Origin of the sequence: Dyadobacter sp. BE31 (assembly GCF_031457695.1) — a bacterium.
GTDB lineage: Bacteria > Bacteroidota > Bacteroidia > Cytophagales > Spirosomataceae > Dyadobacter.
Map to the genome: position 1 here is coordinate 62,522 of NZ_JAVDXA010000004.1, position 16,553 is coordinate 79,074.

Below are 16,553 nucleotides of genomic sequence, written 5' to 3' on the forward strand. Positions count from 1 at the left end.
GGTTTAGGCAAAGAAATATGCGCCTTAATCGCCAAATTTTTAAACACGCTGTATATGAATGAGGATTTACTGAGTTTTATCTGGCGCTTCCAGTATTTCGAGAAGAAAGGGTTGGCCACCGACGAGCATTTGCCACTCTCCATTATTCGCCCCGGCCAAAGGAACGCCGACGCCGGACCGGATTTCTCCGAGGCCCGCGTTACGATCAACGAGGTGCTTTGGGTGGGGAGCATTGAAATCCATGTAAAAGCCTCGGACTGGTACCTCCATGAGCACCATCTGAACGGCGCCTACGACTGCGTGATTCTCCATGTGGTGTGGGAGAATGATCAGCCGGTCATGCGACGCGATGGCACAATGGTCCCGACATTGTCGCTGAATGGTCTCGTAAAAGCCTCGGTCATTGAAAGGTACCGCTGCCTGCTCGACGAAAGAGATACTGTGCCCTGCAATCGCCAGTTCGGAGATGTGGAGCAAATCCGCAAATACGCCATGCTGGACAGAGTACTGCTGGAAAGGCTGGAACGTAAAGCACAGGAAATTCAGAACCTGCTCGAAGCCAACCAGCAGGACTGGGAGCAAACAGCGTATCAGTGGCTGGGACGACATTTTGGATTCAAACTCAATGACGCCCCATTTCAGCGGCTAACTGGGATTGTTCCCTGGAAAATCATTCGCAAACATACCGACCGCCTTATTCAGGTCGAAGCGTTGCTATTTGGCTGCTCCGGGCTCATTTCGGAGAATTCGGAGGAAATATATGTACGCCAGCTGCAACAGGAATTCCGCTTTCTAGGGGCAAAATACAAGTTACTGGACGAAACCATGCAGGCGCATGAGTGGAAATATGCCCGGCTCCGCCCGGCAGGATTTCCCACAGTCCGGCTGGCACAGTTCGCCCGGCTATTGTGCAACACCGGCAGCATTCTGAACCGGCTCATTGTTTCGGAGCATTTCAATGAAATACGGGAGCTGTTCAGGATCGAACAATCTGCCTACTGGCGTGAGCATTACTTACTAGGGAAAAAAGCGAGGGCCCAGGTGCCCGTGCTGGGTACCGATGCCGCCCATTTGCTGATCGTCAATGCAGCCGTGCCCCTGCTGGTCGCCTATTCGAAGCACAGACAGCAACCGGAGCTACTCGACAGGGCCATTTACTGGCTTTCGGAAATACCTGCGGAAGATAACCGGATCACACGCGAGTGGGCCTCCCTGGGTATGCGCGTAAAAACCGCAGCAGATTCGCAGGCGTTGATCGAATGGTTTAACAACTATTGCACGCCAAAACAATGCCTGGAATGCATGGTTGGCGCAGCACTCGTAAGGGACGCCTAGTCCGGGGGGCGCTCAGCCAGGGGCGCTCAGCCAGGGGCGCTCAGCCTTTAACCAGGTTTACACCCGTTAAAAGAAATACCGTTCCCACCAAAAACGGAACGATCGACTCCCATTTCGAAACGGTGAGACCCAATACGGGCTTGTCTGACAAAAATGCCACGCATGCGAATAGCAGTACCGCAATACCCAGAATAGTGAGCAAAGAGCCGAAAAAACGTTTGAACTGAGCGTTTTCCATGAAATGTGTCTATGAGGAGATTAAAAAGTTCGCAAAAATATCAAATATGCGCTGGCATTGGTGTGATTAGTATAAAAAATGTGCCTTACACGCGGGTGAGGCCCATTTTTTCGCCTTCCGCAATCATGAATGCGAAAGCAGGTTCGTACTCATTGGGCACAATACCTTCCAGGATTGCCTCGCGCACCGCTTCTTTGATAACCCCTACCTCCTTCGCCGGCTTCAACCCGAACGCCTCCATGATCATCTCGCCTGTGATCACCGGTTGAAAATTACGGAGCTTATCGCGTTCTTCGAGGTCTTTGAGTTTTTGTTCCACCAGGTCGAAATTGCTGATGAAACGCCGTACTTTTTCCGGGTTTTTGGAAGTAATATCCGCCCGGCACAGGTTCATCAGCGCCTCAATGTCCTCGCCTGCTTCAACCAGCAAACGCCGCATCGCCGAATCGGTGATTTCTTCTTTGGACAGCACAATAGGGCGCAAATGCAGCCTGACGAGCTTTTTCACAAACCGCATTTTCTCATTCAGCGGCAGTTTCATGCGCCGGAAAATCACTGGTACCATCCGTGCGCCCACTTCCTCGTGGTTGTGGAACGACCAGCCGTGGCGCTTGTCGAACTTTTTGGTAGCCGGCTTGGCAATATCGTGCAGGATAGCCGCCCAGCGAAGCCAGAGGTCATCGGACACCTGGCAGACGTTGTCGAGCACCTGTAAAGTATGGTAAAAATTATCCTTGTGTCCTTTGCCTTCGATATGCTCCACGCCCTGCAACTCCACTAATTCAGGGAAAATAATGGCCAGCAACCCGGCATGATAAAGGAGTTTAAAACCGTAGGAAGGGGTTTTGGAAAGAATGATCTTGTTCAGCTCATCAGAAATCCGTTCCATCGATACAATGCTGATGCGCTCCTTCATCTTGACGATCGCATCGAAAGTATCTGGCTCGATATCGAAGTTGAGCTGACTCGCAAACCGGATCGCGCGCATCATGCGCAAAGGATCATCGGAAAAAGTAATTTCAGGGTCGAGCGGGGTACGGATGATCTTTTTACGGAGGTCGCTCATACCCTCGAACGGGTCGACAAGCTCGCCGAATGTGCCTGCATTGAGGCTGATCCCCATGGCATTAATGGTAAAATCGCGGCGATTCTGGTCGTCGGCCAATGTACCGTCCTCTACTGCCGGCTTACGGGATTCGGAGCGGTAGGATTCTTTCCGGGCGCCCACAAATTCTATTTCGAGATCGCCCTGGCGGATTTGCGCAGTCCCAAAATTCTTAAAAACGCTCACAAACACATCCGGCCCCAGCCTGCTGGCCACCATTTCGGCGAGCTCAATGCCGCTGCCGATGGAAACAATGTCGATGTCCTTGCTATTCCTTTTGAGTATCAGGTCCCTGACGAACCCACCGATTATATATGCTTCCACACCCAGCTCCTTCGCGGCGCCGGCAACTTTTTCCAGAACGGGGTATGGTGTCAACTGCTCTTTAAAATTCATGCCGCAAAGGTAGGGAATTCTTGTTCGACATGAAGCGTGCGGAGATTACTGTGCCAACTGATAGTCGCGAACAAGCGTATTTACGGATAAATTGAGCCGCTCCGAGAGCTTTCTGATCATTTCAAGACTAAGTTTTCTCTTTCTGCCAAGTATTTCTGAAACTCTGCTTCTACTCCCGATCACATCCACCAAATCAACCTGCTTAAGCTGCATTTGTTCCATTCTGACCTTAATTGCCTCGATCGGATCCGGCGGTTCAATCGGGTAATGTTCATCCTCATAAGCGCCAACTATTAATGCAAGCACATCGCATTCATCACCCTCAGGCGTACCTGCGGGCGCGTTGAAAACCTCTCCAAGTCGCTTCAATGCAAGTTTATACTCTTCTTCTGTCCTAATCAGTTTCAGCATAGTCAAATTGAATTAGCGTCTATTTTGTCATATTCCTTATGCGAGCCGATGAAGCGGATGTAGACCATCTGTCTCTCAAAATCAAAATGGGCCACCAGCCTGAACGAATTACCCCGAATGTTGAAAACGATCCGCCCGTTCTTTAAAATACTCGCTTTCGCGTACTGGCTCTTAACTTCTGCAGGTGATTTCCAGGTTGCGGCAAGCACATCTTCGTACCAAGTCTTCAAATACTGCTCAACCTCGGGATGCCGTTCCCAAAACTCGCGAAGCGTTCCCTTCGCAAAGATTCTTTTCATCTCGATCCGATTTATAAAAATACAATGTTCCCAAATAGGGAACATCATTTAGACGGAAGAATCTTGAAATGATAACGCGTTGTAGAATGGATTTTTTTAAATATTCACCAATGTTTAAATTTGTAATTAAGCAAAATCGACTAATGGCCGTGGTAATCTTGACAAAAAAACAGGTAGGCGATTCAGTACTGACGCATTATTTGTCGGAGAAGCGAGAATTGGAGGATAAGTTGAATGTCCTCGAAAAGAAATACCAAATCGATTTGCAAGCATTTGAAGCTCAACTTGAAAGTTCCTCTGTTGAAAATTTTGAGGCTTGGGATGATCTCATCCAGTGGAAAGCCTACCATCAGTTTCTACTTGAAATAGAAACGAAAATTACCGACACCGTATTTACTAATCTCCACTATTCACCATAAAAGACGCAGTCCTTGGAAACCGGTCGAAAAGCTCGTTTTTCAGCTCTTCGGGCAATGACAGCGACTCAACGGCGGAGGCCATGCATTGCAGCCAGGCCACGGCGTCGTCTTCGGTGATGGTGTGGGGCATGTGGCGGGCGCGCATCATGGGATGGCCGTATACTTCGGAATAGAGTTGCGGGCCGCCGAGGAATTGGGTGAGGAAAAGGCGCTGCTTTTCCTTAATGAGGTCTTTATCGGTTTTGAAAAGCCGCGAAATGAGCTCGTGGTTGAATACGAGGTCGTAAAATTTATCGGTAAGCTGCCGGAGCGCGGCATCGCCGCCGATGCGCTCGTATAAGGTCTGATGTTCCATAAAAATAAACGGCGGAAAACTGTCTGGCCGCCGGAGGTTAAACCCCCAACGAGCCTTAACAGGTTCCCGCCGCTATTATGACAGTTATCAGTTCTCGAAACGCAAATGCTTCACAGACTCGCCCGAGCGCGCGAGTTCTGTCAATGCCTCTATGCCAATATCCAGGTGCTGCTTTACATAGCTCGCCGTCACTTTTTTATCGCTCTCCTCGGTTTTTACACCTTCGGGTACGAGCGGGTTATCCGAAACGAGCAGCAATGCGCCGTGCGGAATGGAGTTCGCGAAACCTACTATGAATATCGTAGCAGTTTCCATATCAATAGCCATGGCGCGGACCGCCTGCAAGTATTCCTTGAAGCTGGCGTCGTGCTCCCAAATGCGGCGGTTGGTGGTATAAACCGTACCGGTCCAGTAGTCGAGTTTGTGTTTTTTGATAGCGGCCGAAACGGTGCTTTGCAAACGGAACGAAGGCAAGGCTGGAATTTCAGGCGGCATATAGTCGTCGCTCGTACCTTCACCACGGATGGCGGCAATCGGCAGGATCAGGTCACCTACCTGGGTTTTCTTCAATCCGCCGCATTTGCCTAAAAACAAAACAGCCTTGGGATTAATGGCTGATAACAAGTCCATTACGGTAGCGGCCATCGGGCTACCCATCCCGAAATTAATGATAGTAATGTCCTTCGCAGTAGCGGTTTGCATGGCGCGGCCCTGGCCCCGTACTTCCACCCCGAACTTCTCGGCAAACATGGTCACATAGTTTCCGAAATTGGTCAGGAGAATGTAATCTCCAAACTCCTCCACAGGCGTGCCCGTATAGCGCGGCAGCCAGTTTTCGACGATCTGTTCTTTGGTGGTCATGAATTCAGCAGGTTTGTTGGCGAGGCAAGCCGGGGTTCATTATCTTCGTTCATGGAATCATTGAACCTTCCCGGCTTTGCTCACAAAGTTAAGCAGGTTAACGGGAAACCGCATATTTTCGACATTATCCGCAGGAAATTCGTCACGCTCACACCCGAAGAATGGGTGCGCCAGCATTTCATCCACCTGCTCATTACGCATTATGGTTATCCCAAATCGCTGTTCGCGGTAGAGACGGGTTTACAATACAATACGCTTTCCAAACGCACTGATATCATGGTGCTCTCCAACAATGCGCTGCCGTTCCTGCTGGTCGAATGCAAAGCGCCGTTCGTAAGCGTAAACGACGCCACATTCGCGCAGATAAGCCGCTATAATTTTACATTACAACCTCAATACCTGGCAGTTACCAACGGCATGGCACATTATTGCTTCCAGGCCGTGAACGGGCAGATCCACTTCATGGACGATTTCCCGAAATACCGCGATTTCAACCCCTGACCACAAAAAAAACCTGCCCAAGCCGGACAGGTTCTTTTAACATTCAGGTCATACAAATGCAGTGCGGCTGATACCAGGCAACCGCCTGCGGGTAATTATTTTGCAGCAACCAATTTCACGTCGATAGAGAAATCGTCGTGGATCATTTTGTCGCCCAGGTTATCGAAGAATGATTTCGAGTTGTATTTGATGTCGTATTTCGAACGGTCAACAACCAGTTTACCGGTAGCTTCCGCACCAGCAGCAGTAGTTTTCACAGTTACAGGGAAAGTAACAGGTTTGGTAATGCCTTTGATAGTCAGGTCACCAGTCACATCGTAAACGCCGGTTGCTTTTGGAGTAGCTTTGGTTACTACGAAAGTTGCGGTAGGGTGTTTTTCAACGCCGAAGAAATCGTCTGATTTCAAGTGACCGATCAGTTTGCCGTTGTATTCTTTGTCGGTAAGGTCAGTACAAGTGATGCTGTTCAGGTCGGCAACGAATTTACCGCCAGTCAGTTTAGCGCCGTCCAAAACGATTGTTCCTTCTTTCAAAGTGATTTTTCCTGTGTGCTCGCCGGTAACTTTTTTACCCAACCAGGTAAGCTCGCTTTTAGCAGGATTCACTTTCAGGTTAGTAGCTTTTTTACCATTGTCTGCTGAAACAGAAGAAGATACAAACAATGCTACTGCAAGAGATGCGACAAAAAATTTAACTGATTTCATTGTAGTTTTGATTAAAAATTAAATTGATTTATTGATTTGTGTTAATTGTGTTTTAAGCTTGATTTTCATTTTCCCGCAGCTTATCGAGCAATGCACTGATCTGCTCGGCCTCTTCTTCGGAAATAATATTGAACCGGTTTTCCCAATCCTCGATAAATGGATCGAGCACTTTAAGCAATGCGAGACCTTCCTCGGTAATCACGACATCCACAGCGCGGCGGTCGCTTTCACAGGACGTCCGCTTCGCGAGGTTCTTAGCCAGCAGCTTGTCAACGAGCCTGGATGTGTTGGAACTCTTGTCGAGCATGCGCTCGGTAATATCGCTCACCTTGATCGGGTTGCCTTGCTGTCCCCTCAGAATCCTTAGCACATTGTATTGCTGCGGCGTAATGTCGTATTCTTTGAAAGACTCAAGCTGCTTATATTCGAGCCACTTGGTGGTATACACCAAGTTTAATGCCAACTTTTGGAAGGGGCTCCGAAATTTTTTCTGCTTTATATCAGTTTCAATAGACATAACTAATCGGGTTAAATGCAATAATGATGTATATACATTTAATGTAGAAACATCTATTGGCAAAGAAATAGTTCAGCGCGGCAGGAAATATTTTAAAAAAAATTTTACAACCCGCCCAAATAGACAATAACCATCTGATTATAAGAACATTAATCATTATCTAAATAACAACAACTGACCGTAACCTGACCAAACCTGACAACCCATAATCGTAGCCTGACAACACCTGACAACACCTGACCATAACCTGACAACCCATAATAGTAGCCTGACCACACCCCGACGATTGACAACCACCTGACATGATCGACCTGAAAAAATCCCTGATCCTTGCCTCCAACTCCCCCAGACGAAAACAATTACTCCACGATGCAGGCTTCGCGTTCACCGTCGAAGTGCTCCCAACCGATGAAAGCTACCCAGCCGACCTTCCTGCGGAGGAGGTAGCCGGCTACATTTCACGGGAAAAGGCCGAGCAGTTCCGTGGTATCCGCCCCGATTCACTCGTACTGACAGCCGACACGGTGGTAATCGCCGAGCACCACATTTTAGGCAAGCCGACTGACGCCGCGGATGCATTCCGGATGATCAGAATTCTCTCAGGTAGAAGCCATAAGGTCGTTACGGCGGTGAGTTTGTTATCGGATGACATCATCGAAACCACATCCGACGTGGCAGAAGTTTACTTCCGGGACTTGGAAGATTGGGAAATCAACCACTATATTGAGCAATACAAACCCTTCGATAAGGCCGGCTCCTATGGCATTCAGGAATGGATCGGGATGGTCGGGATAGAGAAAATCGAGGGGTCGTTCTACACGATCATGGGCTTGCCGGTCCAGGTCGTTTACCGGTTGTTGAAACCGCATTTTCAATAATAATGCCCCGCTATGTTCGCAGACAAGTCAGCCAGTATCCCGAAAGTTTGTTATGAGATATTCGTCCGTTCTTTCTGCGACTCCAATGGCGACGGCATCGGCGATTTGAACGGCATTATCTCTAAGTTGGACTACCTGGCCGACCTCGGCATCGAGGCGATCTGGCTCACGCCCATTCATCCTTCGCCGAGCTATCATAAATACGACGTCACCGATTACTACGCCATCGAGCCCGAATACGGGACGATGGCCGATTTCAAGCGCCTGCTCGCGGGTGCGCATGAGCGCGGGATCGCTGTTTATCTCGACCTGATCATCAACCACACCAGTACCTTGCACCCGTGGTTCATGGAGGCTCGTAAGAGCAAGAACAGCCCCTACCGGCAATTTTACTGGTGGATGACCGAAGACCAGATCGACCGTCTCGGGATTTCCGAGCGGGAAACTTCCGATGATTCACAGATCGTATACCCGTGGCATGAAAACCCCGGCGACGACGAAAAGTATTATGGCCTGTTTTACAAAGGCATGCCCGATCTCAATTTCCATTCGGAGGCATTACGGGAAGAAATGGCCAAAATTGTCCGTTTCTGGCTGAACGATGTCGGTGTCGACGGCTTCCGCCTCGACGCGGCACGGCACATTTATCCTACCTGGGACAGTGCGGAAAGCGTTACTTTCTGGGAGTTTTTTTCCAAAATCGTCGGCGAGGCCAAACCAAGCTCATTTACGGTGGGTGAGGTATGGGCCGATACCGAGGAAGTAGCCCCTTATTTCCGCAACCTGAATGCCACTTTCCATTTCGATCTCAGCTTTGCGCTCCAGCGTATGCTCATAGCCGGGCGCGATGAGCAGCTTGTCGACAAATTGCAGGCCAGTTTCAACCTGTTTCAGCAATACAATCCGCTGTTTGTGAATGCGATCATGCTCACCAATCACGACCAGGAGCGAATCGGCAGCGTCGTGAACGGCAGTATTGAAAAGATCAAACTCGCGGCCAGCATTTTGCTCACCCTTCCTGGGCAACCGTATCTATATTATGGCGAAGAAATCGGAATGCTGGGTAAGAAACCGGATCCGTATATCCGTGAGCCATTCCTCTGGACGACCGATCCTGATGACCCCCAACTTACCAGCTGGATCGAGCCGGAGTTCACTACCGTCAAAACAGTGGCGCCCCTTTCGGAACAGGCAGGCGACCCTGCCTCTGTTTTCAATCATTACAAAAACCTCATACACCTGCGCAAGACCGAGCCCGCGCTGCGCCAGATATTGGCCCCGCATATCCAACCAGTGCAACTCGGCGACGACCGGTTGCTCGGCTATTTCCTCCCGCACGCCAGCTGCCCGCTCGTGATCATACATAATCTTGGAGATGCCGAGCTCGCATTTCAAATGCCGGAGGGTAAATCGCTGTTTACCGAAGTACTGTTCTCCACTGATCCATTGCACAAAACCAGGTTGACAACAAACCAGGTGTCACCGCATTCAAGCATTATACTTGCTCGCGCGCGGGACGCGCAACCTGCCGCAAAGCAGTAGGTAAGCACTATACCAGTTCTTTATTGCTAAAATCGATGTCGGTACTGCTAATGCATTCCCTATGAAATCCGGTATTATTTCCACCTGTCTGATCGTCCTTCTGACCTGTACTGCTATGGCGCAAAAGTCCTACCCTACCATGGGCAAGATTGTTTATGAAGATCCCGCATTTGAAAAACTGCTGTCCAAAGACGCTAAAATAGAGGTCTTGGCATCGGGGTTCGATTGGTCGGAAGGGCCGGTTTGGGTGAAGGACGGTGGTTATCTGCTGTTTTCGGATGTGCCGAAGAACAAGATTTATAAATGGGACGAAAAAGAGGGGCTTACAATATTTTTCGAACCATCAGGATATACTGGTAGTGGTGTTTATAGCGACGAACCGGGAAGTAACGGACTCATTATCGACAATAAAGGACGTCTCGTTTCCTGCGAGCACGGAGATCGACGCGTTTCTGCCATGCCTCTAAACGGAACAAGAAAAATTACACTAGCCGACAATTTCGAAGGCAAGCGTTTCAACAGCCCGAATGACGTGGTACAGCACAGCAATGGCGATTACTACTTCACCGATCCGCCATACGGCCTGATGAAAAAACACGAAGACCCGACCCGCGAAATCCCGCAGTTTGGTGTGTACCGCATTCATAAAGACGGCAAGGTAACCATGCAGGTAAGCGATCTCAGCCGCCCGAACGGCCTTGCATTCTCCCCCGATGGCAAAACATTATATGTAGCGCAATCCGATCCGGAAAAGTCGATTTGGATGGCTTATCCGCTCGATGTCAATGGCAATGCAGGCAAAGGCAAACTGATATACGACGCTACGCCCATGGGCAAACGCGGCATGGCAGGCCTGCCCGACGGCCTCAAAATCGACAAAGACGGTAACCTGTGGTCATCAGGGCCGGGCGGAATGCTCATTATCAGCCCGGCCGGAAAGCTGCTCGGCCGCATCGAAATGGGTGAGCTCACCTCTAATTGCGCCTGGGGCAACGACGGAACTACCTTGTACATGACCGTCGATGGTTACGTTTGCCGCATCAAGACCAATACGAAAGGCGCAGGCTGGTAATCAGTTTTTCTTCCGATACTCACGAAGCGTATTGTCGACATCGCGTTTTACATTCGCCCAATCGGATTTACCGTTGCGGTAAATGTTGGTGTAGGCTTTATAAAGCGCCAGGCGGTCGTCGCTGATTTTATCCAGCTCCATAGCCATAACCTGTCGGGACGACGACTTTGCATTCTTGTATTCGGTAAGCAGGTTGTTGTATCGGTTTTCGAGGTTATCCAATTCATACAAAACCACTTCCGCCAGCTTGTCCATATCGGCGTATTGATTGAGCAACCGCTGGTTGTAATCGGCACTGCCGCTTGCCGGTGATGTTAGGTTTCCCGCATTATTTCCACTATCAGCCACCCGGTCATAATCCTTCCGGTAAGTCGCGTTGGAGGTTTCGGAACTCCTGCCATTGTCCGGCTCGCGTGAAGAGCGGTCGGTTGAAGATGAAGAAGATGAAATGCCGTGGCGCTGGTCGTAGCGGCGCTGCAATGCGGCTGAACAAGAGAAGGCCAGTGCAGCAAATACTGCTATTACAGACCATATGTAAAGTTTTTTCACGGATAATCCTGTTAAAAGTTATGCCTCAGACAGAAGCTGAGACGGGGATTAAAGTAAAAGAATTTGGTAATAAATTCAAGGCAAGCCCTGCTGTCTGCATAAAATGAGCACATAGCCCCTGCTCACCCATTTACTCAAAATCGAAGGCCCTGTTTTGTTTCCAGACCATTTTCTTTCTAATATTGGGGCCTCATTCAGGTTCGCCGTTCCAAACAAACTAACACACCAGTGACCCAAATCAAGCAGAACAAGATCTTCAATCCCAAAGATATCATTGCCTATTTTCTTGTCGCGGGTACCGGTGCATTGATCCAGTTAGTTTCCAGCAGTCTCATTCAGGACTGGTTCAATATTTCGTGGAGCGATTCCATTGTTCCTTCTTACATTATCGGATTTTTCTGGGGTTTTACACTCACCAAACTCTTCGCTTTCGACGCACGTAAAAGCAACCAGACACGTCGCGAAATGGTAAAATTCCTCATGGTATCGGGCGTTTCGCTGTTCATTACCTGGGCATTCACCATCGGTTCGTCGAAATTGCTCGTCGATTACTTCGGGATGGAGGTCTACAAGGTGAAGTTTTCCTTCGCAAAAAAGGAAGTGAATGTGACCGAAATGGTTTGCTATGTGATCGGGATGGGTTTCAGTTTTGTGAGTAATTACATTCTGCACAAAACCTTCACTTTCAAAAGCACCGGCTTTTACAACCGCCTGAAAGTATTGATCCGCTGATCGTTACAATCTTTCCACGATCATAGCAGAGGCCCCTCCCCCGCCGTTACAAATGGCGGCTAGACCGTATTTCCCGTTATTTTTGGTCAACACGGACAATAACGTGGTGATGATGCGCGCACCCGACGCGCCCAGCGGATGCCCCAGCGACACTGCTCCTCCAAAGACATTCACATTCTCAATATCGAGGTTCAATGCCTGAATATAAGCCAGTACTACCACGGCAAATGCCTCGTTTACTTCGAAATAGTCGATATCCGAAATTTTCAGACCGGCTTTTTTCAACACTTTTTCGGTTGCGAGCACAGGCGTGGTCGTGAACCAGGCCGGTTCCTGTTCTGCATCGGCGTAAGCGACAATGCGGGCAATGGGTTTGAGATTCTGTGCATTCACGGCGATGCTTCCGGCCAATACCAATGCGGCTCCCCCGTCGTTGATCGTCGAAGCATTGGCAGCAGTTACCGTCCCGTCTTTGGAAAACACCGGCTTTAAAGTAGGAATTTTATCGAATTTGACGCGCTTATACTCTTCGTCCTCACTTACAATGTTTGCCTCGCCTTTTGCGGATAGGATCTCAACCGGTACGATTTCATCCGCGAACGACCCATTAGCCGTAGCCTCCGCCGAGCGCTGGTAGGAACGGATCGCGAACTCGTCCTGCGCTTCCCGCGAAATGTTGTATTTCAATGCAGTTTTATCGCCGCAAACGCCCATTCCAATCTGGTCGTACACGTCGGTGAGCCCGTCTTTCAGAAGCCCGTCGATAATTTCACCATGACCGTAACCATAGCCATTCCGGCCTTTGGGTAAATAATAAGGGATTTGGGACATATTCTCCATTCCACCGGCCACCACAATGCTCGCATCACCCAGCTGAATAGCCTGCGCCCCGAGCGCCGTTGCCTTCATACCGGAAGCACAAACTTTGTTGACCGTCGTGCAAATCACCGAAACCGGTAGTCCGGCGTAAATAGCAGCCTGCCGGGCCGGCGCCTGTCCGAGATTGGCGGAAACCACATTGCCCATCAATACCTCATCGACGGAACCCGGTTCGACGCCCGATTTCGCCAACGCCCCCTGAATGGCCGTAGCACCCAATTTTGCAGCGTGAACAGGAGAAAGAGCACCCCCGAAACTACCAATGGGCGTACGGGAGGCGGAAAGGATGAAGGTGTCGGTTTGCATGATGAATTTTGACCGGATCGCCGGTGCGATGATTGAACAAGTGAATAGTCAGTTGTGGTCAAGTATAGTCATTAGTTGTCCGGTATGAAAATAATCATTAAAACATCTACCAACAAAACCTGACTACTCCTGACAAAACCTGACTATTCACTCATTCACTCGCCCTCAAAGCTCCTCCGAACTCTCCGGCAAATGATCGTACTCGCCCTTCCAGGCATAATAGCCAAAAATCACCAGCCCGGTACAGATGGGAATGAAAATCAGGATGATGATCGCCCATTGCAGGGTTGTGTTCGTGCGGGCGATGCCTTCCGCTGCCGCACCGATTTTATCGGCTGCCTGCATGAAAAGAAATATGATAATAACCGGACCGAGTGCGATCCAGAGGAGACCTAATATTTTCTTTAAACCACTCATTTTTTATTGGTTATTTAAATGTCAAATGCTGCTGTCCGATACTTAATCCATCACATTGTCGTCGCGCCGGTTGTCGATGTAAACGGCTCCGATGATAAATGACAATGCGGCTATTCCAATGGGGTACCAAAGCCCGGAAAGCGGCGTAGAACCTTGAAATGAGGCGATGAGCGTCGCAATAAATGGTACCAGCCCGCCGAAAACGCCATTCCCGATGTGGTAAGGCAGCGACATGGATGTGTACCGGATCTGCGTCGGGAAAAGCTCCACGAGGAACGCAGCAATCGGGCCGTAAACCATCGTTACGAGCACCACCTGGAAGAACACCAGCAAGATGATGACGATATAAGAACTCTGCGACAAGGTCACGTCCTTGATCACCGTTTCCACGGCGGCCACCTCGGCCAATACGTCTTCTGTGATCACCTCAACCTTCGATTCCTTGAAAGTCATGCCGTTTGTGAGCGTTTTAGTAACGGTAGTCGTGATCAGGGAGTCGGCCTTGCCCGGCACCAGCCCGCGCTCTACAACCGGCTCGGATTGGCCCAAGAGCATGGTTTTCTGCATTTCCTTCACATTCGTGGCATCGAGGAAATACTGGTAAATGGGACGGTAGCAAATCACGCCCAGCAGCATTCCGGCGAGCATGATCCATTTGCGGCCCACTTTATCACTCCACGAACCGAAAATCACGAAGAACGGCGTCGCGAACACGATCGCCCACAGCAGGATATACCGCGATTCGTTGAAGTCGAGCTTGCAGGTGTTTTCCAAAAAAGATTGCGCATAGAACTGCCCGGTGTACCACACTACCCCCTGCCCCATCGTAGCTCCAAATAATGCTACAAGGACCATCTTGAAATTCGCCTTCTTCTGGAAACTTTCTTTCAAAGGGTTAGTGGAAACTTTTCCTTCGGCTTTCAGTTTCGAGAAAACCGGCGATTCATGCATCTTCATCCGGATGTAGATCGATACCACCACGAGGAGGATCGACACCAAAAAAGGAATACGCCAGCCCCAGTCGGCAAAGTTTTTGGCACCGAGGATATTTTTGGTCAGCACGATCACGCCCAGGGAAAGAAATAGCCCCAGTGTAGCGGTGGTCTGGATCCAGCTCGTAAAAAAGCCGCGTCTGCCTACCGGCGCATGCTCGGCCACGTACGTAGCCGCGCCGCCGTACTCGCCTCCGAGCGCAAGCCCCTGTACGAGACGGAGGATCAGCACGAGGACAGGCGCCGCATAACCGATGCTCGAGTAAGAAGGAATAAGGCCGATGAGAAACGTGGAACCGCCCATCAATACGAGCGTCAGAAGGAACGTGTATTTACGTCCAATTAAGTCGCCCAAGCGACCGAACACTAATGCGCCAAAGGGGCGTACAATAAATCCTGCGGCGAAAATCGCCAGCGTGTTGATCAGTGCCGAGGCACCGGCGTCGCTCGGAAAAAGCTGCTGGCCGATGATGACCGCCAGGCTCCCGAAAATGTAGAAGTCATACCACTCGATTAAAGTACCTAATGAAGAAGCAGCGATTACCTGCGTAATGCTTTGGGTAACATTGGATTCGGTTGAACGCATGGGTTAGGAAAGGTGAGGAATTAAACAATTTAGCTGAATAAGGCACAACCTTCATTTCAATACTCATAACCGATGCATAAAAAAGCCCCTGGAAATGATCCAGAGGCAGGTCTTAATTTTCAAACGATTATCAGAAATCGTCGTCGTCATCATCGAAGTCGTCCAGTCTTCTAAGGAGTTCGTCACCGTCCTCTATCACCACTTCGCGGTCTTCTATATCTTCATCATACTCGTCGATGACTTTTTCATCGTCGGCATCCTCGTCAAAGTCCTCATCTTCGTCGTCATCATCTCCGTAGGGATCTTGCGCTACCGGACGGGCCTTTTTTGTGCTCCCTTGGTAGTCAGGGAAAACAGCTGGTTCTAAAATCGCCTCGCTGATGTCAGCAAAGGCCAGTTCTCCACTTTCGCGTATCATGACAGTGTTCTGTTGTTAAATGGTTTCAATTTTAAACGTACGACCTAAATTATTAAAATATTCCGCTACCCTATTCTCTTTCCTGTCGAAAGATTTCATCAATAATTGACACTACAAAAATAATGATTTGGTAAAATGTAAAAACCTCTTGAAATTGCCAACAAGAAAAAAAATCGTCGCCTGTTGCGCCGGAATGCCTGCATCGCCGGATAATTATCTGCCCATCTGACTGCAAATGAACACACTTGACCATACCTGAACCAGTTTTCCCAATCCTAACCCTTTTTATTGAATGTTGAAAAAAATTGTTCTCATGGGACTGCTCGCGTGCGGCCTCATGTACCGGGGACACGCTGCCAGCCCCGTTCCCGACTCTTCCCTGACGGTTAAGAAAACGACAGACTTCAAAGTAAACGGCGAAGGTACCGCCTCCAACTGGTCGGCCGCGCAGTGGTTTAACCTCACCGTCCAGAAAGGCCCCAACCAACCCGCTCCCGGCAAACAGTTCCCTACCCGGGTCAAAATCCTCTACTCCGACAAGGGCATGTATTTCCTCTTCGATTGTACCGATCAGAAACTGACTTCTACAATCATGGAAGATTTCGGTGCATTGTTCAAAGAGGATGTGGTCGAAGTGTTCCTCTGGCCCGACACTTCTGTACCCATTTACCTCGAATACGAAGTTTCACCGTTGAATTACGAGCTGGCCATCCTCGTCCCGAACATTAAAGGACGCGCACAAGGCTGGAAACCATGGCACTACAACGAGCGCAACCGCGTGCAGCATGAAACCAGCGCCCAAGGTGGGCAGAAGAAAAGTATGGCAGCCGTAGAAGGCTGGAAAGCCGAATTTTTCATCCCGTTCGCATTGATGAACCCTATTGCCAATACAGCGCCTAAACCGGGCGAAAAATGGCGCGGCAATTTCTACCGCATCGATTACGACAGCGAAACTGCCTATTACTCCTGGCAAAAAACCGGCGGCAGCTTCCATGAATTCAACAAATTCGGCACGTTGATATTCGAATAATCGCATTATAA

Annotated in this window: 21 protein-coding genes; 8 read left to right on the top strand and 13 right to left on the bottom strand. The window is 49.5% G+C overall.

Annotated features, from left to right (window positions below; translation table 11 throughout):
• The first annotated feature begins 54 nt into the window (after positions 1-54).
• Positions 55-1,335 (top strand): DUF2851 family protein, encoded by a 1,281-nt coding sequence (locus J2Y43_RS20965; protein WP_309987832.1) that lies wholly within the window; start codon positions 55-57, stop codon positions 1,333-1,335.
• 40 nt (positions 1,336-1,375) lie between these two features.
• On the opposite strand, the gene J2Y43_RS20970 is transcribed toward J2Y43_RS20965, so the two are convergent.
• The 4 genes from J2Y43_RS20970 to J2Y43_RS20985 all read right to left on the bottom strand — a co-directional run bounded on the left by J2Y43_RS20970 (position 1,376) and on the right by J2Y43_RS20985 (position 3,784).
• On the bottom strand, positions 1,376-1,573 hold the full coding sequence (locus tag J2Y43_RS20970; protein ID WP_015811882.1) for a hypothetical protein: 198 nt from the start codon (positions 1,571-1,573) through the stop codon (positions 1,376-1,378).
• Positions 1,574-1,658: 85 nt separating this feature from the next.
• A complete protein-coding gene (locus J2Y43_RS20975; RefSeq protein WP_309987830.1) occupies positions 1,659-3,074 on the bottom strand; it encodes an HD domain-containing protein in 1,416 nt (471 codons plus the stop codon).
• Between the two features lie 45 nt (positions 3,075-3,119).
• Entirely contained in the window at positions 3,120-3,485 is a 366-nt protein-coding gene (locus J2Y43_RS20980) for a transcriptional regulator (protein WP_309987829.1), read from the bottom strand.
• Between the two features lie 2 nt (positions 3,486-3,487).
• Positions 3,488-3,784 carry a type II toxin-antitoxin system HigB family toxin gene (locus J2Y43_RS20985; RefSeq protein ID WP_309987827.1) on the bottom strand — a complete coding sequence of 99 codons (297 nt, stop codon included), beginning with the start codon at positions 3,782-3,784 and terminating at the stop codon, positions 3,488-3,490.
• An 86-nt stretch (positions 3,785-3,870) separates the two neighbouring features.
• Between J2Y43_RS20985 and J2Y43_RS20990 the strand changes: the two genes are divergently transcribed.
• Entirely contained in the window at positions 3,871-4,203 is a 333-nt protein-coding gene (locus J2Y43_RS20990) for a hypothetical protein (protein WP_309987825.1), read from the top strand.
• Here the strand turns inward: J2Y43_RS20990 and J2Y43_RS20995 are convergent.
• Both J2Y43_RS20995 and J2Y43_RS21000 read right to left on the bottom strand, forming a co-directional pair.
• Positions 4,181-4,558: a globin gene (locus tag J2Y43_RS20995; RefSeq protein WP_309987823.1), complete on the bottom strand. Its 378-nt coding sequence runs from the start codon at positions 4,556-4,558 to the stop codon at positions 4,181-4,183. The genes J2Y43_RS20990 and J2Y43_RS20995 overlap by 23 nt on opposite strands.
• 87 nt (positions 4,559-4,645) lie before the next feature.
• Entirely contained in the window at positions 4,646-5,419 is a 774-nt protein-coding gene (locus tag J2Y43_RS21000; RefSeq protein ID WP_309987821.1) for an AMP nucleosidase, read from the bottom strand.
• A gap of 51 nt (positions 5,420-5,470) precedes the next feature.
• Here J2Y43_RS21000 and J2Y43_RS21005 point away from each other — a divergent pair, with 51 nt between their 5' ends.
• Positions 5,471-5,920, top strand: coding sequence for a type I restriction enzyme HsdR N-terminal domain-containing protein (locus J2Y43_RS21005; RefSeq protein WP_309987819.1), 450 nt, complete (start codon positions 5,471-5,473; stop codon positions 5,918-5,920).
• A gap of 95 nt (positions 5,921-6,015) precedes the next feature.
• Here J2Y43_RS21005 and J2Y43_RS21010 read toward each other — a convergent pair whose 3' ends face one another.
• Positions 6,016-6,624, bottom strand: coding sequence for a YceI family protein (locus tag J2Y43_RS21010; RefSeq protein ID WP_223403164.1), 609 nt, complete (start codon positions 6,622-6,624; stop codon positions 6,016-6,018).
• 52 nt (positions 6,625-6,676) lie between these two features.
• Positions 6,677-7,141 (bottom strand): MarR family transcriptional regulator, encoded by a 465-nt coding sequence (locus tag J2Y43_RS21015; protein WP_309987818.1) that lies wholly within the window; start codon positions 7,139-7,141, stop codon positions 6,677-6,679.
• 302 nt (positions 7,142-7,443) lie between these two features.
• On the opposite strand from J2Y43_RS21015, the gene J2Y43_RS21020 reads away from it, so the two are divergent.
• The 3 genes from J2Y43_RS21020 to J2Y43_RS21030 all read left to right on the top strand — a co-directional run bounded on the left by J2Y43_RS21020 (position 7,444) and on the right by J2Y43_RS21030 (position 10,633).
• Complete coding sequence (locus J2Y43_RS21020; protein ID WP_309987815.1) at positions 7,444-8,019, top strand: Maf family nucleotide pyrophosphatase; 576 nt, start codon at positions 7,444-7,446, stop codon at positions 8,017-8,019.
• A gap of 12 nt (positions 8,020-8,031) precedes the next feature.
• A complete protein-coding gene (locus tag J2Y43_RS21025) occupies positions 8,032-9,561 on the top strand; it encodes an alpha-amylase family glycosyl hydrolase (protein ID WP_309987813.1) in 1,530 nt (509 codons plus the stop codon).
• Between the two features lie 61 nt (positions 9,562-9,622).
• A complete protein-coding gene (locus J2Y43_RS21030; RefSeq protein ID WP_409014475.1) occupies positions 9,623-10,633 on the top strand; it encodes an SMP-30/gluconolactonase/LRE family protein in 1,011 nt (336 codons plus the stop codon).
• Here J2Y43_RS21030 and J2Y43_RS21035 read toward each other — a convergent pair whose 3' ends face one another.
• Positions 10,634-11,182: a hypothetical protein gene (locus J2Y43_RS21035; protein ID WP_309987811.1), complete on the bottom strand. Its 549-nt coding sequence runs from the start codon at positions 11,180-11,182 to the stop codon at positions 10,634-10,636.
• A gap of 228 nt (positions 11,183-11,410) precedes the next feature.
• On the opposite strand from J2Y43_RS21035, the gene J2Y43_RS21040 reads away from it, so the two are divergent.
• On the top strand, positions 11,411-11,914 hold the full coding sequence (locus J2Y43_RS21040; protein WP_223403173.1) for a GtrA family protein: 504 nt from the start codon (positions 11,411-11,413) through the stop codon (positions 11,912-11,914).
• Between the two features lie 3 nt (positions 11,915-11,917).
• Here J2Y43_RS21040 and J2Y43_RS21045 read toward each other — a convergent pair whose 3' ends face one another.
• From J2Y43_RS21045 to J2Y43_RS21060, 4 genes are all read right to left on the bottom strand, one after another.
• On the bottom strand, positions 11,918-13,099 hold the full coding sequence (locus J2Y43_RS21045) for an acetyl-CoA C-acyltransferase (protein ID WP_309987809.1): 1,182 nt from the start codon (positions 13,097-13,099) through the stop codon (positions 11,918-11,920).
• Positions 13,100-13,264: 165 nt separating this feature from the next.
• Positions 13,265-13,516 carry a DUF6814 family protein gene (locus tag J2Y43_RS21050; RefSeq protein ID WP_223403175.1) on the bottom strand — a complete coding sequence of 84 codons (252 nt, stop codon included), beginning with the start codon at positions 13,514-13,516 and terminating at the stop codon, positions 13,265-13,267.
• 42 nt (positions 13,517-13,558) lie between these two features.
• The gene (locus J2Y43_RS21055; protein WP_309987805.1) at positions 13,559-15,094 is read right to left on the bottom strand and encodes an MFS transporter; all 1,536 of its coding nucleotides are present in this window, start codon (positions 15,092-15,094) and stop codon (positions 13,559-13,561) included.
• Between the two features lie 130 nt (positions 15,095-15,224).
• Positions 15,225-15,512 carry a hypothetical protein gene (locus J2Y43_RS21060; RefSeq protein ID WP_309987803.1) on the bottom strand — a complete coding sequence of 96 codons (288 nt, stop codon included), beginning with the start codon at positions 15,510-15,512 and terminating at the stop codon, positions 15,225-15,227.
• A 292-nt stretch (positions 15,513-15,804) separates the two neighbouring features.
• Here J2Y43_RS21060 and J2Y43_RS21065 point away from each other — a divergent pair, with 292 nt between their 5' ends.
• Positions 15,805-16,542, top strand: a complete 738-nt coding sequence (locus tag J2Y43_RS21065; RefSeq protein WP_309987800.1) for a carbohydrate-binding family 9-like protein — start codon at positions 15,805-15,807, stop codon at positions 16,540-16,542.
• The last annotated feature ends 11 nt before the right edge of the window (positions 16,543-16,553 follow it).

Bases quoted from the DNA above. Each gene is read 5' to 3' on its own strand.
- J2Y43_RS20965 (WP_309987832.1), top strand. From the start codon at position 55: ATGAATGAGGATTTACTGAGTTTTATCTGGCGCTTCCAGTATTTCGAG.
- J2Y43_RS20970 (WP_015811882.1), bottom strand. From the start codon at position 1,573: ATGGAAAACGCTCAGTTCAAACGTTTTTTCGGCTCTTTGCTCACTATT.
- J2Y43_RS20975 (WP_309987830.1), bottom strand. From the start codon at position 3,074: ATGAATTTTAAAGAGCAGTTGACACCATACCCCGTTCTGGAAAAAGTT.
- J2Y43_RS20980 (WP_309987829.1), bottom strand. From the start codon at position 3,485: ATGCTGAAACTGATTAGGACAGAAGAAGAGTATAAACTTGCATTGAAG.
- J2Y43_RS20985 (WP_309987827.1), bottom strand. From the start codon at position 3,784: ATGAAAAGAATCTTTGCGAAGGGAACGCTTCGCGAGTTTTGGGAACGG.
- J2Y43_RS20990 (WP_309987825.1), top strand. From the start codon at position 3,871: ATGGATTTTTTTAAATATTCACCAATGTTTAAATTTGTAATTAAGCAA.
- J2Y43_RS20995 (WP_309987823.1), bottom strand. From the start codon at position 4,558: ATGGAACATCAGACCTTATACGAGCGCATCGGCGGCGATGCCGCGCTC.
- J2Y43_RS21000 (WP_309987821.1), bottom strand. From the start codon at position 5,419: ATGACCACCAAAGAACAGATCGTCGAAAACTGGCTGCCGCGCTATACG.
- J2Y43_RS21005 (WP_309987819.1), top strand. From the start codon at position 5,471: ATGGAATCATTGAACCTTCCCGGCTTTGCTCACAAAGTTAAGCAGGTT.
- J2Y43_RS21010 (WP_223403164.1), bottom strand. From the start codon at position 6,624: ATGAAATCAGTTAAATTTTTTGTCGCATCTCTTGCAGTAGCATTGTTT.
- J2Y43_RS21015 (WP_309987818.1), bottom strand. From the start codon at position 7,141: ATGTCTATTGAAACTGATATAAAGCAGAAAAAATTTCGGAGCCCCTTC.
- J2Y43_RS21020 (WP_309987815.1), top strand. From the start codon at position 7,444: ATGATCGACCTGAAAAAATCCCTGATCCTTGCCTCCAACTCCCCCAGA.
- J2Y43_RS21025 (WP_309987813.1), top strand. From the start codon at position 8,032: ATGTTCGCAGACAAGTCAGCCAGTATCCCGAAAGTTTGTTATGAGATA.
- J2Y43_RS21030 (WP_409014475.1), top strand. From the start codon at position 9,623: ATGAAATCCGGTATTATTTCCACCTGTCTGATCGTCCTTCTGACCTGT.
- J2Y43_RS21045 (WP_309987809.1), bottom strand. From the start codon at position 13,099: ATGCAAACCGACACCTTCATCCTTTCCGCCTCCCGTACGCCCATTGGT.
- J2Y43_RS21050 (WP_223403175.1), bottom strand. From the start codon at position 13,516: ATGAGTGGTTTAAAGAAAATATTAGGTCTCCTCTGGATCGCACTCGGT.
- J2Y43_RS21055 (WP_309987805.1), bottom strand. From the start codon at position 15,094: ATGCGTTCAACCGAATCCAATGTTACCCAAAGCATTACGCAGGTAATC.
- J2Y43_RS21060 (WP_309987803.1), bottom strand. From the start codon at position 15,512: ATGATACGCGAAAGTGGAGAACTGGCCTTTGCTGACATCAGCGAGGCG.
- J2Y43_RS21065 (WP_309987800.1), top strand. From the start codon at position 15,805: ATGTTGAAAAAAATTGTTCTCATGGGACTGCTCGCGTGCGGCCTCATG.